The 15,054-nt window shown below is 40.2% G+C and carries 12 protein-coding genes and 3 pseudogenes; all 15 read right to left on the bottom strand.

The features are described 5' to 3' along the window. Nucleotides 1-9: 9 nt before the first annotated feature. Entirely contained in the window at nt 10-933 is a 924-nt protein-coding gene (locus AC3E9F_RS05955) for a DUF979 domain-containing protein (RefSeq protein ID WP_263393459.1), read from the bottom strand. Then, nucleotides 930-1,619, bottom strand: a complete 690-nt coding sequence (locus AC3E9F_RS05960) for a DUF969 domain-containing protein (protein ID WP_263393458.1) — start codon at nt 1,617-1,619, stop codon at nt 930-932. Before AC3E9F_RS05960 ends, AC3E9F_RS05955 begins: the two co-directional genes overlap by 4 nt. A gap of 34 nt (nt 1,620-1,653) precedes the next feature. Continuing rightward, entirely contained in the window at nt 1,654-3,621 is a 1,968-nt protein-coding gene (locus AC3E9F_RS05965; RefSeq protein WP_004253218.1) for a peptide ABC transporter substrate-binding protein, read from the bottom strand. 21 nt (nt 3,622-3,642) lie between these two features. Further along, on the bottom strand, nt 3,643-4,665 hold the full coding sequence (locus AC3E9F_RS05970) for a branched-chain amino acid aminotransferase (RefSeq protein ID WP_263393457.1): 1,023 nt from the start codon (nt 4,663-4,665) through the stop codon (nt 3,643-3,645). Nucleotides 4,666-4,790: 125 nt separating this feature from the next. Further along, on the bottom strand, nt 4,791-7,268 hold the full coding sequence (gene parC / locus AC3E9F_RS05975; protein WP_263394527.1) for a DNA topoisomerase IV subunit A: 2,478 nt from the start codon (nt 7,266-7,268) through the stop codon (nt 4,791-4,793). Between the two features lie 216 nt (nt 7,269-7,484). Beyond that, on the bottom strand, nt 7,485-8,306 hold the full coding sequence (locus AC3E9F_RS05980; protein ID WP_263393456.1) for an aminoglycoside 6-adenylyltransferase: 822 nt from the start codon (nt 8,304-8,306) through the stop codon (nt 7,485-7,487). A 16-nt stretch (nt 8,307-8,322) separates the two neighbouring features. After that, a pseudogene (locus tag AC3E9F_RS05985) lies at nt 8,323-8,541 on the bottom strand (GNAT family N-acetyltransferase); the annotation flags it as partial. A 66-nt stretch (nt 8,542-8,607) separates the two neighbouring features. Further along, the gene (locus AC3E9F_RS05990; protein ID WP_263393455.1) at nt 8,608-8,982 is read right to left on the bottom strand and encodes a GNAT family N-acetyltransferase; all 375 of its coding nucleotides are present in this window, start codon (nt 8,980-8,982) and stop codon (nt 8,608-8,610) included. Nucleotides 8,983-9,073: 91 nt separating this feature from the next. Further along, nucleotides 9,074-9,596: pseudogene (locus AC3E9F_RS05995) on the bottom strand (aminoglycoside 6-adenylyltransferase); the annotation flags it as partial. Next, on the bottom strand, nt 9,586-10,128 hold the full coding sequence (locus AC3E9F_RS06000; protein WP_263393454.1) for a hypothetical protein: 543 nt from the start codon (nt 10,126-10,128) through the stop codon (nt 9,586-9,588). The gene AC3E9F_RS06000 and the pseudogene AC3E9F_RS05995, both read right to left, overlap by 11 nt. A 118-nt stretch (nt 10,129-10,246) precedes the next feature. Then, nucleotides 10,247-10,345 (bottom strand): annotated as a pseudogene (locus AC3E9F_RS06005) (YkvA family protein); the annotation flags it as partial. A 273-nt stretch (nt 10,346-10,618) separates the two neighbouring features. Continuing rightward, entirely contained in the window at nt 10,619-12,562 is a 1,944-nt protein-coding gene (gene parE, locus AC3E9F_RS06010) for a DNA topoisomerase IV subunit B (RefSeq protein ID WP_045615111.1), read from the bottom strand. Nucleotides 12,563-12,708: 146 nt separating this feature from the next. Further along, nucleotides 12,709-13,551, bottom strand: a complete 843-nt coding sequence (locus AC3E9F_RS06015; protein WP_263393452.1) for an amino acid ABC transporter substrate-binding protein — start codon at nt 13,549-13,551, stop codon at nt 12,709-12,711. Nucleotides 13,552-13,560: 9 nt separating this feature from the next. Beyond that, nucleotides 13,561-14,190: an amino acid ABC transporter ATP-binding protein gene (locus tag AC3E9F_RS06020; protein WP_263393451.1), complete on the bottom strand. Its 630-nt coding sequence runs from the start codon at nt 14,188-14,190 to the stop codon at nt 13,561-13,563. Between the two features lie 10 nt (nt 14,191-14,200). After that, on the bottom strand, nt 14,201-14,842 hold the full coding sequence (locus AC3E9F_RS06025; RefSeq protein WP_263393450.1) for an amino acid ABC transporter permease: 642 nt from the start codon (nt 14,840-14,842) through the stop codon (nt 14,201-14,203). Between the last annotated feature and the right edge of the window lie 212 nt (nt 14,843-15,054).

Raw genomic sequence — 15,054 nt, forward strand, 5'->3', positions numbered from 1 at the left:
TTTCCTTTACTAAAATGCCAAAAAGTACATCAGAAATACATGTATGATAATCATGACAATAGCTACTCCTACTTGTGCTTTGATAACGCCATTTGGATCTTTCATATCCAAAAGGGCTACAGGTAGAGTATTGAAATTGGCAGCCATTGGGGTTAATAGAGTCCCACAACAACCTGCTGTCATAGCAAGAGCACCCGCCACGATTGGATCTGCTCCCAAGGAAAATACAAAGGGAACACCAATTCCAGCAGTAATGACAGTAAAGGCCGCAAAGGCATTTCCCATAATCATTGAAAATAGAACCATTCCCAACACATAAGCCACTACACCCATCAACCGACTCCCCGAAGGCACAAAACCACTTATCAGATGTGACATTAAATCTCCAACTCCAGCTACAGTAAAAATAGCCCCCAAAGCTCCTAAAAGTTGGGGAACAATCCCACTAGTTGAAACTTGCTGAACCATGCGATTGTTTTCTGATAATAAGCTTTTAGGAGAACTCTTAGTAATCAATAAAAGAGAAATGGTTGCAAAAAATGCTGCAAGGCTGATAGCAATCTTACTAAATTCTGGAATTACTTTTGCTAATACTAAAGCGATCAGTGCCATCAACATGACTGGAATAAAGATTTTATTCTTTAGTCGTTTAGCTTCAAAGTTTGCCTTGACTTCATCCAGAGAGGGTAAGGTTCCGATTCGGACCTGTTTAAAAAGAGTTAATAGCGCTAATAGCACTACGATGATTCCGATACAGATAGAAGGTAGATAGGAACCACCCATAAAACTGATGCCCAACAAAGCCCAAAACCCAGCTGTTCCATATCGAACTGGGTTTGTTTTATCTTTATAGCTACAATAGGCCGTGTGAAGAAATTGACAACCAATCACAATATAGGTTAACTCTAATAACTGTCTTGCTAGATTGGTCATTCTTCTTTTCCTTTACTAAGCTTATTTGCTAGCAATTTTCTATCAAATAAGTAATTGTAAAGCCCTACCACAAGTAAGGCAACTCCTGCAACAATAAGAGAAGCCGAAGCGATCCCTGCATAATTACTTTCGTAACCTAATTGGTCCAGAGTGCCCCCAACTAAGAGGACACCACCTGCACCAACGAAAGTGTTCTGAGCAAAGAAATTTGCAAAATTATCATTTGCTGCTGCACGCGCTTTTAGCGCTTCGCTCTCCTGCTCCGTTAATTTTCTACCTAATTGTGATTCTGCTGCTGCTTGTCCCATGGGTTGAACCAGAGGCCTTACAAACTGAGGCTGCCCTCCTAGACGAATGGCAAAGAACCCGTCGAGTTCCCGAAAAAAGAAATAAATTGTATAAAAACTTCCTACTGTCAGTCCTTTAATCTTTTGAATCAAGTCAATTGAACGTTGCTTGAGGCCAAAAGTTTCAGATAAACCAACCAAGGGCAAGGTTACCATAAAAATCGTAAGAACTCGTTGATTGCTAAATTCTTTTCCTAAAATTTCCAAGAACTCAACAAGAGAAACTCCAGAAACTAGAGCTGTAACTAAACTAGCTAAGACTACCGTTGCGATGGTATCTAATTTATAGATAAAACCAACCACAATGATAACTATCCCTATTAGTTTAATCCATTCCATATAGGCCCCTTTATTCCAAAAATACTAGTCTGTTTTATTTGACATGACTTTCTAGTTCTTTTTGATATTTACTGTTTGATTCCAATTTTTCTTTTTGCCATTTTTCAAGAGCTGCTTGATATTCTTTAGCAGATACAATTTCTTTTTGCAATTTCATTCCCTTGAAGATATATGGATCACCCTTAATACCTACTTGTGAGTATGGTTTAGAGAATGGAACGACGTTGCTGACAACTGGCGAACCACCTGATGAAGCGGTTGGCATCAAGAGAGAGCTATCAGTGAGCCATGCTTGCGCTTTAGCATATTTTTCATATCTCTTGTCCAAATCGTTTGTTTCAGAAACTGCGTCATCCAAGAGTTTCTTATATTCGTCCAGACCAAGTTGAGCTACTACTTCCTTGTCTTTACCTTTCGTGATACCAAGGTGTTTCATAGCAGAACCAGTCTTAGGATCCATGATATTAAGATAACTTGCCGGGTCTTGGTAGCTTGGAGCCCATCCAGTACTGTTCAAGTCATAGTCTTTTTGAGCTGGAACACGCGCTTGCGATGTAATGCTTTCCTTTTCGTTATCGGTCATCTGAAGGACATCAATCACGACATTTTCAGAACCAAGAGTTGACTCGATTGATTGTTTGAAGGAATTGCTTTGTTGAACGGCAATTGTATCTGTTTGCTCAACTGGAACATCCAAGTGAATTGGGAAAGTTACACCTTTTGCTTCCAATTCTTTCTTAGCTTTCTCAAACGAAGCTTTGGCTTTATCAGGATTGTAGATGGTATCTTTTCCGTCTACAAGCTCAACGCCTTTCCATTGGTCGCCGTAGTTAACCAATTCTGCTTGAGCGATGTCACCAAAGTTTTTACCGCCAGATTGTACAAAGTTATCTGGAACTAGGCTGTTACGAATAATCTTATCCGCACCATCTTCACCATTGAGCTGTGCAGCATAAGAATGACGGTTGAAGGCAAAGTTGATTGCTTGACGGAAGTCCTTGTTCAACATCGCTTCTTTTGTAGAAGTTTTCTGTTCTTCACTTGTTTTCGCAGTCTTATTGTAAGATTGACGGTTTACGTTAAAGGTAAAGTAGTAACTAGTTGAATCCTGTGGACTGTATGTGATTTTATCTCCGTATTGTTCCAATGTAGAAGCAAAGTTTGAGCTACTTGGGAAGATACGAGCTGTTGTATAAACACCTGAAGAGAAGCTACGGATTAATGATTCTTGGTCTGAACCATCATAGTAGGTCAATTTGACTTTCTCAATTTTAACCTTCTCTTTATCCCAATAATTTGGGTTCTTTTCGTATTCGATTAAAGATTTTGAAGTCAATGTCTTCAGGATATACGGACCGTTATAAAGAATACCAGATGGACTTACTGCTCCGTAGTTCTTGCCTGAAGCTTTGAGGAATTCCTCGTTTACCGGCAACATGGTTGCTGAAGTTACTTTCGAATTCCAGAAACTTTCAGGTGCATTAAGAGTATACTGGACTGTGTAGTCATCCAATGCCTTAACCCCAACTGTAGAGAAGTCATTAGTCTCACCAGTCATATATTCATTCAAGCCCTTAATGGAGTTTTGAATAAGAGTGACACCGTCTGATTTACCATCTGCTACGTGTTTTAGTCCAGTAACAAAGTCATGCGCTGTCACTTCAGCGTATTCTTCACCTTCTGACGTGTACCATTTAACTCCTTTACGAAGTTTATAAGTATAGGTCAAACCGTCTTGTGAGACAGTCCAATCCTCTGCTAGTGAAGGAACCAAATTTCCATATTCATCGTTTTCCAACAAACCATCAACGACGTTACCAATAATATCCGTTGTTGAAGTACGAGTTGCAATACTGTAGTCCAAAGATGATGGGTCTACTCCATAGACATAAGAGAAGGTTGTAGGTGCATCTGCTTCTTTATCAGCTTTACCACAAGCCACAAGAAGAACTGCTGTACTCAGGACAACTCCTGCTGTTAACATCCACTTTTTCGTTTTCATAAAGATCTCCTTTAATAATGTTTAATCTACTTTTACAATCCAACCTTCTGGTGCTTCAATGTCACCAAATTGGATACCTGTCAATTCATCGTACAATTTACGAGTCACTGGACCAACCTCTGTCTCACTGTAGAAAACATGGAAGTCGTCACCGTGTTGGATTCCTCCAATTGGCGAAATTACCGCAGCAGTCCCACAGGCCCCTGCTTCTACAAATCGATCCAAGTCATCAATCGGCACGTCTCCTTCAATTGGTGTCATGCCCAAACGATGCTCTGCCAAGTACAGTAATGAATACTTGGTAATCGATGGCAAAATTGATGGACTCAATGGCGTTACAAACTCATTATCAGCTGTAATTCCAAAGAAGTTCGCAGAACCTACTTCTTCAATCTTAGTGTGGGTTGATGGGTCTAGATAAATAACATCTGAGAAATGACGGGATTTAGCCATTTTCCCTGGCAAAAGACTAGCGGCATAGTTCCCACCGACCTTAGCAGCTCCTGTTCCATTTGGTGCAGCACGATCATACTCATCTTGAATCAAGAAGTTTGTTGGAACCAATCCACCCTTAAAGTAATTTCCAACTGGCATAGCAAAGATGGTAAAAATATACTCCTCGGCTGGTTTTACCCCGATGATGTCTCCGACACCAATCAAGAGCGGACGAAGATAAAGAGTTCCACCAGTTCCGTAAGGTGGTACGTATTCTTCATTAGCACGAACAACTGCTTTACAAGCCTCTACAAACATTTCTGTTGGCACTTGGGGCATCAAGAGACGATCACAGGTACGTTGCAGACGTTTAGCATTTTCATCTGGACGGAAGAGTTGAATACTGCCATCCTTTGTACGATAGGCTTTCAATCCTTCAAATGCTTGCTGTCCATAGTGAAGGCTTGGAGATGATTCTGAAATATGCAAGATTGCATCTTCTGTTAATTCTCCTTGAGTCCATTGTCCATTTTTAAAATAAGCGATATAACGATAAGGTAGTTTCATATAGGAAAAACCGAGATTTTCCCAATCAATCGTAACGGTCATGACAATCTCCTTTATTCTAATCAAAACTATGTGTTCTATTCTACACTATTCTCCTAAAAATTCAAGTATTATTTGTAATTTTCTGAAAATTTTGCTTATAAAAAATCAGTCACTAGGACTGATTTTTAATTTTCTTTATCTTCTTTAAAGACTTCTTTGAGGTAGGCATCAAAAACTTCTTCATCAGAAATAGTATCTGAGATAAAGCTTCCATTACTTGTACGCTCTGATAGATTCAAATCTTGTAGGATTGCTTCGTAAATCGTTCCATTATTTGATTGAATGACAAGCGTTTGTTCGCCATCTTCTACTTCTGTACTAAAGAGATCTCCGATAAATCCTTGTTCTGAGACAGCACCGGCCAAGAAGACGCGATGTGGTTTACTCTTCAATTCTCTCAGAACTTGAAGACCACGCTTAGCGCGACTAGTTGCTGGAATTTCCTCTGTTGATACACGTTTCAAGCTTCCACGTTGCGTTAACAGATAGAAAGATGAAGTATTGCAGATAAAGGCAGCTTGAAGCTCATCATCTGCTTTCAGATTCATAGCTTTAACACCTGCAGCCTTGGCTCCAACAACTGGAACCTCTTCGATATTAAAGCGAAGGGCATATCCATTTTTACTAATCAACAAAACATCATCCAATTTAATCGGAGCTACTGCTACAATCTGGTCACTATCGTCTTTCAACTTAGCATATTTGACCGATTTAGAACGATAGGTTCTCCATGGAGAAAATTCTTTGCGTTCGACACGTTTGATTTGACCAAGGCGAGTCGCTGCAAAGTAGGTTGTCGCATCATCAAACTGATCCACGACATCTACATATAGAACTTCTTCATTGGTTTCAAAGTTTGTAATAGACTGGCTCAGATGCTCTCCGATATCCTTCCAACGAATGTCTGCTAATTCATGGACAGGGCGGTAAATGACATTCCCAAGCGTTGTAAAGATTAAGAGATGCTGAGTAGTTTTGACAGATTGAACGAATAGCAAGCGGTCGTCATCCCGTTTACCAATTTCTTCTAAGGTCGAAGCTGCGAAAGAACGAGGGCTAGTACGCTTGATGTAACCTGCCTTAGTCACGCTGACGTAAGTATCTTCTTCAGCAATCAAACTAGCTGTATCAATCTCGATGACTTTTGCCGTATCTTCTAGAGTACTCAAACGTGGTGTCGCAAACTTCTTCTTGACCTCACGGAGTTCTTTCTTCATGAGATTGTACATAGTCCGTTCGTCACCAATGATAGCCGCCAGCATAGCAATTTTTTCGCGAAGTTCTGCTTCTTCTTCCTGCAAGACAACTACGTCTGTATTGGTCAAACGGTATAGTTGCAAGGTAACAATAGCTTCAGCCTGCTCTTCAGTAAAATCATAACTGACCTTGAGGTTCTCTTTGGCATCAGCCTTGTTCTCAGAAGCACGGATAAGAGCAATGACTTCATCTAAAATAGAGATGACACGAATCAAACCTTCCACGATATGGAGACGTTTTTCAGCCTTTTCCTTGTCAAAGCGAGAACGCGCCAAGATTACCTCACGACGGTGGGCGATATAACTAGACAAGATTGGTACAATTCCAACTTGACGAGGTGTGAAATTGTCAATCGCCACCATGTTGAAGTTGTAGTTGATTTGTAGGTCAGTATACTTGAAAAGGTAGTTGAGAACAAGCTCAGTGTTCGCATCTTTCTTGAGTTCGATAGCAATACGAAGACCATCACGGTCAGACTCATCACGAACCTCAGCGATACCTGCCACCTTGTTATTGACACGGACTTCATCAATTTTCTTGACTAAGTTAGCCTTATTAATCTCATAGGGAATCTCAGTAATAACGATTTGTTCCTTACCACCTTTAAGCTTCTCAATTTCTGTCTTAGAACGAACAACCACGCGCCCTTTACCAGTTTCATAGGCTTTCTTGATTTCGGCACGACCTTGGATGATAGCTCCTGTAGGGAAATCTGGCCCAGGCAAGAATTCCATCAACTTATCGACCTTGGCAGTCGGGTGATCAATCATATAGACTGTAGCATCAATGACCTCAGCCAAATTATGCGGTGGAATATCTGTGGCATAACCAGCTGAAATACCAGTTGAACCATTGACTAAAAGGTTTGGAAAAGCCGCTGGCAAGACAGTTGGCTCTTTTTCGGTATCGTCAAAGTTCCAAGCAAAAGGAACTGTCTTTTTGTCGATATCTTGAAGAAGGTAGCCTGCAATCTCAGACAAACGGGCCTCGGTATAACGCATAGCCGCAGGCGGATCCCCGTCCATAGAACCGTTGTTACCATGCATTTCAACTAGAATCTCACGGTTTTTCCAGTCCTGAGACATACGGACCATGGCATCATAGATAGAACTGTCCCCGTGTGGGTGGAAATTCCCCATGATGTTACCGACAGATTTAGCCGACTTACGGTAGCTCTTATCAAAAGTATTGCCATCCTTATTCATCGAATAAAGAATACGGCGTTGAACCGGCTTCAATCCATCACGAATGTCTGGCAAAGCCCGGTCTTGAATGATGTATTTGGAGTAGCGACCAAAGCGCTCTCCCATGATGTCCTCAAGGGACATGTTTTGAATGTTACTCATATAGGATACAAAGCCCGTAAAATGCAAAGTGAGAATAGCAAATTCTTGTAGGGAGCGATGCTCACAAGAGAATTTATCTTTTTCACACAGCATTTAGGGCGTGTTCAACTCCTTTCAAAGAATGTAGAGTAGTTTTTTATAGACAAAGGTGTTCAGTTACTTTATATAACTAAACCATCCTTTCTGTAGTTTAAAGTTATGAATTATGTTCTTTATTTACTTAGTGCTTTGAAGTTTTTCCTCAGCATACCCGATCATCTTCTCAGCTACTTTCCTATCGTAGTCAAAGCCCATCTTTTGGGCAAGTCTTTGAGCTTCTTGGTGGAAAAGTTGCATCGTAGCCAATAAAGATTGAATGATTTTGTCTAAACTCGAGAAATCAAGCAGATTTGAAAAATCCTTTTCTTTCTCATCAGGTAAATAGTTAAAGAGATACTTGTAGTTTTTACCGATGTCGACTGCTTCTCTATCACTTGCCACCTGCCAAGCTAAGATTTTCAAGAGTTCTTGCTGGCAAATACCGTAGAGATGATCCGTCGCATAGATGACTTGCTTACGACAAATTCCTTTGACCACGTAGGCTGACACCCACCAAAATTCATTACAAGATTTTTCAAAATCCGTCTCAGTAGCTGGGGTTATCCAGTAACGCTCTGGACTTGGAGAATAGGTCTCAAACAAGCCCTTAGTGTCCTCTAGCACCGTGAAATCCGCTTCGCTTTCTACCCACTCTTGAATGTGGTCTTCGGGGCAGAGGGTCAAATCAAGCCGATTGCCATCTTCGAAAAGCATAAGATAAAGACGTCGATGTCCAAGAGTAACCTCTTGCTCAATGACGCGTTTACCGAACTGGTCCAGCCAAGATAAATCTGAAATTAGTTCTTCAAAGTTCTCAACAAGATAAACAACATCATAGTCTTGGAACTCGTCCTTGGGAGCCTTTGGGTTTGTCCGCGAGCCGGACATGGCAACTGCATCGACCTGTAGCACTTTTGCAGTTTGCAAAATCACATCAAACATCTCAGTTTCAGTTTTCATGGGAATACCTGCCTTTTTAGTGGAGACTCTTGATTCTGTAGAGGACATGTCTATAAAGCGGACTGTCTGCTGGAACTTTTTCATTATCAAATTCTTTGACAAATTTCATGCTCAGTTTTTGCATGACTTTTTGCAAAAGTTGATTGAGTAAGGATGTAAAAGAGTAAACTTATGACAAGCTAGATTGCTGAAAAACAAAGTCTAGACAGGCTTGGGCAGCCTCCATCGCATAACCATCTTGGCTAGTTCAAGCGAATCTGTCAGACCTAGTTTGTTGTCAAGCGTCATTGGCTGTCTCCTTTCATTCAGATTTTCTAAATCCTGTACCAACAGGCTTAAAACTTATTGACCGATAAAATCCATCTGCTTCAGATATTAATTCAATCCGTGTCAAAGGATATTTTTTGTGGATCTCCTCAATCAGCTGCTGTCCCAGTCCTTTTCTGCGGTGGGATTTATCAATAATTATTTCAGCTAAAAAGGTCGTCATCACTTCATCCGTCAGATAACGGACAAAGCCAAGGATTTTCTGGTCCTCTTCAAGCACCAAGTAATGAGACAGATTTGTCGAAAATAGAGATGTCACTTTTTCCTCTGTAAAAGAAAGCCATTTTTCACTTTGATAAAGGTTATAAATAGCTTGACAATCTTTTCTGCTTGCAGGTCTGATAATCATCTTCTATTCCTCCAAATCTGTCAGACTTAATTAACACTCCCCACTGCTTCCGTTACCTTCATAGCAGGTTTGCGTTTTTTGTAGCGGCTGCGGATGGTTTTGAGGTGGTCCGTCGTATAGATGACTTGCTTACGACAAATTCCTTTGACCACGTAGGCTGACACCCACCAAAATTCATTACAAGATTTTTCAAAATCCGTCTCACTAGCTGGATGTATCCAGAAACGCTGAGGACTAGGAGAATAAGACTCAAACGAACCCTTCTCATCCACTAAAACTGTGAATCCTGCCTCACTATCCACCCACTCGTTGATGTGATCTTTAGGACAGAGGGTTAGATCAATGCGATTGCCATCTTCGAAAAGCATAAGATAAAGACGGCGATGTCCTAGAGTAACCTCTTGCTCGATGATACGTTTGCCGAACTGATCCAGCCAAGAAAGGTCACTCGTTAGATTGTCTATGTCATCTACGACATAGACAAGATCATAGTCTTGAAATTCATCTGTTTGAACCTTTTGGTTTGTTCGTGAACCAGATAGCGCTACAGCATCAACCTGTAACTTTTTAGCTGTTTCTAAAATTAGTTCAAGTATTTCCTGGTCAGTTCTCATGTGGTTCTTCCTCAGTGGTCTCTAGGTTCTGAATAACAGCATCTTCATTTCTTTGCTGAAGAAGCTTCTGAACTCTTTTTCTTTCAAGCTCTCCGACTATAAATTGAATGATAGAACTAATTCCAAAAAAAGGTAGCAGCAACATAATTCCCATTTCTTCCGTCAGCATTAAAAATAGGAAATTAATAACTGAAAATATTTCTAAAAGCCAGGCATTTAGCCTAAGAAGTTTTGAGTAACTACTAGGATAATGTTTGAGATGTTTATTGCTCTTATAAATAGCTGTGAATCCAAAAGCTAAGCTAGCTGGTGTGAAAATAAAAATGTCAAAAGTATAGAATAGCAAACCTGCATAAGGATTGGATCTAAAAGGATTATCAAATAAAAAGACACAGGCGGTTACTATAGCTAATAGTAAGAATTCAAGAAAGCGAATTTTCTCAGGTTTTCCTTGTTTAGCTGTTATAAACATAACTGCACCTATAGCTAAAACTATCGCAAGAAAAGGAGTATGATACAATAAACTTATCATGATGTATACCTCTTTTAGAGAGCTAAAATTAAGAAATATAGACGATTTTTCAGATCAATCCTTGAGACTGACGCCATTTATCATAGGTTTCAATGTCTATTTTGACCATATTCATACAAAGTCCTACAACAGCCATATCATCCAAGTAGCCTGCTAACGGAATAAAATCTGGAATAATGTCAAATGGGGAAAGGAAATAAATAAGTGCGCTTAAAACGGCTAAAATAGTTCCATAAGGAACCGTTGTGTATTTCCCTTGAACATAATTTTTCACTAAGGAAATCATGACTGGGATCATTGTAAATTTCTTACCAACAAATGGCATATCGTTAATTTTTTGCTCCAAACGGTACAAAAAATCATCTAATTCATCTTTATCGTTTAATAGGGCCTCAGATTGCGCATAGCCACTTTCAAGAGCTTCTTTAACTTGCTCTTCACTTAGATTTTCAGACATATCTTGTCCTCCATTTGTATTTATATCCTAATTTTAAAACACAGTCGCTTCTTCCAGTGTAAACTTGACATTGTCTTCGATCCACTTACGGCGTGGTTCAACCTTGTCACCCATGAGGACATTGACGCGACGTTCTGCGCGGGCTAGGTCTTCAATCGTAACACGGATGAGGGTACGAGTTTCTGGGTTCATGGTTGTTTCCCATAGTTGGTCCGCATTCATCTCACCAAGTCCCTTGTAGCGTTGGAGGGTAGCACCTTTACCAAACTGCTTACGTAGTTCTTCTAGCTCACCATCTGTCCAAGCGTAGGCCACTTCTTCTTTCTTGCCTTTCCCTTTTGACATCTTGTAAAGAGGAGGAAGGGCAATATAAACATGACCTGCCTCAACTAGTGGACGCATATAGCGGTAAAAGAAGGTCAAGAGAAGTGTTTGAATGTGGGCACCGTCGGTATCCGCATCGGTCATGATAATAATCTTGTCATAGTTGGCATCTTCAAGAGAGAAGTCTGCCCCCACACCAGCACCAATGGTATAAATCATGGTGTTGATTTCTTCGTTTTTGAGGATATCTGCCATCTTGGCCTTGGCTGTATTGATAACCTTACCACGAAGAGGCAAGATAGCTTGGAACTTGCGGTCACGACCTTGCTTAGCAGAACCACCGGCAGAATCCCCCTCGACTAGGTAAAGTTCATTCTTAGCTGGATTTTTAGACTGGGCTGGCGTTAATTTACCTGAAAGCAAGCCCTTGTCTTTCTTGTTTTTCTTGCCATTTCGGCTCTCATCACGCGCTTTTCGTGCTGCTTCACGAGCATCACGGGCCTTGATAGCTTTACGAATCAGATTTGAAGCTAATTCTCCATTTTCCATGAGGAAGAAGGTCAACTTATCAGCCACAATTCCATCTACAACAGGACGAGCAAGGGGACTACCTAGTTTGTCCTTAGTCTGTCCTTCAAATTGCAAATGTTCTTCAGGAACTAGGATAGAAAGAACAGCCGATAACCCTTCACGGTAATCGGATCCTTCAAGATTTTTATCTTTTTCTTTGAGAAGCCCTGTCTTACGGGCATAGTCATTCATAACCTTGGTAATGGCTGACTTGAGTCCTGTCTCATGCGTTCCACCGTCTTTGGTACGGACATTATTAACAAAGGACAAGATGTTATCTGAAAATCCATCATTATACTGGAGGGCTACTTCTACTTGGAAACCATTGTCTTCGCCTTCAAAGTATAGGACAGGCGTCAAGGTTTCCTTATCTTCGTTGAGGTAGGAAACAAAGTCCTGCACCCCGTTCTCATAATGGAACTCGATCGCTTCGTCTGTTCGCTTGTCTGTTAATGACAAGGTTACATTTTTTAAGAGAAAGGCTGACTCATTGAGACGCTCTGAAATGGTATTGTATTTAAAGTCAGTCGTAGAAAAGATACTAGCATCCGGCATAAAGGTCACTTTGGTACCTGTCTTAGATTTTGGTGCTGTCCCAACCTTTTCAAGAGTTGTTACGGGCTTCCCACCATTTTCAAAGCGTTGTTTATAAACAGCACCATCACGCGTAATTTCTACTTCAAGCCAGCTAGAGAGGGCATTGACAACAGAAGAACCAACTCCGTGAAGACCACCAGAAGTCTTATAACCACCCTGACCGAATTTTCCTCCAGCATGAAGGATGGTAAAAATCACCTCTACTGTTGGAATCCCCATAGCGTGCATTCCCGTTGGCATCCCACGTCCGTGGTCTTGAACCGTTAAACTCCCATCCTTATTAATGGTTACATCAATCCGATCACCAAATCCAGACAAGGCTTCGTCAACCGCATTATCCACGATTTCCCAGACTAGATGATGGAGACCAGCACCATCGGTCGATCCGATATACATCCCTGGACGTTTACGGACCGCATCCAACCCTTCTAGTACCTGAATGGCGTCATCATTATAATTGTTAATATTGATTTCCTTTTTTGACACAAGGAACCTCCTATTTGTTCATCTTTTCTATTTTACAGGTTTTCTAGGGATTTTGCAAAGTTTTTCTAGCTAAAAAGCCTATTCCCAAGTACTTTTTAGCAAAATCATCACCTGTCTCTACCAAAAAAGAAACTAAGATATACATCTTAGTTTTCTTTTCCTTTAATTTGGCTTGTAGCCACATCTTCACCAAACCATTTCTGGCTGATTTCTTGGAATTTTCCTTCTTGATAGAGCTCGACAAAAGCTTTATTCAAATTTGCTAACAAGGTCTTATCAGCTGGTCTTACTCCAACTGCAAAGGATTCACTCTCAAAACCAGCTGGGAAAATCTCATACTGGTCTAAAATTCCTTCAGTTTTAAGATAATAGTTGGCATAAACACGGTCAATTAGAAGGGCATCAATCCGATCGTTTTGCAAGTCAATCAAGGCTTCATTAAAACTTTGATATTGGTTGGCTTTTTGATCTTTTACGATATTTTTCAAAAGGTCAGGTTGCGCTTCAAAGTCCAGATAACCCGAAGAACCTGCCTGAGCCCCCAAAACCTTACCTTTCATATCAGACACTGAATGGATATTTTGAGTTTTCTTAGAAACTAAAACCTGCTGATTTTCCATGTAAGGAATAGTAAAGGCTACTTTCTCACGACGTTCATCCGTCGCAGAATAGCCGTTCCAAATTGCATCAATGGTCCCATTTTGAAGCTCTGTTTCCTTCATATCCCAATCAATGGGTTGAAACTGGACCTTAAAGCCAAGTTTCTCAGAAACAGCTTGGGCTAAATCAATATCAAATCCAACATATTGCCCATTCTTTTCTTCAAATCCCATAGGAACAAAAGTATTGTCAAATCCGATAGTAATTGTTCCCTGTTGTTGGTATTTTTCCCAATTATCTACTTTAGGATTGCTAGCCTTTTGCGTGCATCCTACGAGAAAAAAAGCAAGAAAGAATACCAAAACAAGGCTGATTTTCTTTCGATTCATAGACACCTCCTACTTAGGCTCTACTTTGAGAATCTGGTCAGCGATATTCTCTGCAAACTGGAGATCGTGGGTTACGACAATTTGAGTCATGCCTAATTCTCGATTTTGTAAAATCAGTTTTTCAACTTCGAGACGCAACTCTGGATCAAGGGCAGAAGTTGGTTCATCATACCCAATCACTTCTGGATCTATCATCATTGCACGTGCTAAAGCAACACGTTGCTTTTGACCACCAGATAAAGAGTATGGATAAGCATCAGCGTGTGCTTCAAGACCTAGACGAGTTAGTAATTCTACCGCCTTCTTCTTAGCATCTGCTTCAGACATCCCCATAGTTTTGATTGGCGACAAAATCAAGTTCTCCATAACGGAAAGGTGCGGAAACAGCTGAAAATCTTGAAAAACAAAACCTAACAAGTGACGATTTTCAAGTTCATCCAAAGGTAGGGATTCTCCATTATAAAAAATCTCACCTGAATCAATGGTTTCAAGTCCAGCTAACATTCTAAGCAAGGTAGTTTTCCCACCACCAGAAGGTCCAACGATGGCTAAAATCTGCTTTTCAGGAAATGTAAAACTGAAATTGGATAAAATTTCTTTTTTTCCAAATTTTTTGCTAATATTTCTTAACTCTAACATGGATAACCTCCTATCTATAGTAGCTGAATTTTTTCTCAAGTTTCTTAGCTAAAATCGTAACGATACCAATCATAAGAAGATAGATAGCGCCTGCTAGAAACATTGGAATCAAACTAGCATCACGATTGGCTGCAGTACGACTAGCTAGGATTAAATCTGAAATACCGAGTGCATATACTAAAGAAGTATCCTTAACCAAACTCATAACTTCGTTAAATACACTTGGCAAAACAATCTTGGTCACTTGTGGCAAGATAATATAGCGGACGGTATCGATAGGTTTGAATTTTAAAACTTTCGCTGCCTCATATTGCCCTTGAGGAATGGTTGCAATTCCTCCACGAAAAATTTCAGCAAAGTAGGCTGCATAATTAAGCGTGAAGGCAATAATTGCTGCAGGCACACGATCTAGTCGAATTCCGATACTTGGCAGAACATAGTAGATAAAGATTAACTGCAAGAGCAAGGGTGTTCCACGCATCACCCAGATATAGATGTCAATCATGTAATGGAGGGGTTTCCAATGGACCTGTAGGCAAAAGGCAACCAAAATGCCTAGAGGGATTGAAAAAAGTAAGACCAGTGCAAAAACTTGTAGAGTCATTGTTGCACCGCTCAATAAACTTGGTAATATCTCAAATAAGTAAGACATATTCCACCTCCTAAAAATAATTGTTTCTATTATAGCATAAATAAACACAATATCAAGTTTTTCAGAAACTTTCATGAATTTTTAAAACTTTAGCCTTGGTTTTTGAATAAAAATCGTACTCATAATAAACTTATCAACTTTGATAAAGTATCAGATGTCACAAGTGGTGAAAAGATTCAGTTTCGTTTCTCTCCTATTTCATGGTATAATAG

This window comes from Streptococcus sp. SCPM-O-B-15277 (M60), assembly GCF_058200335.1.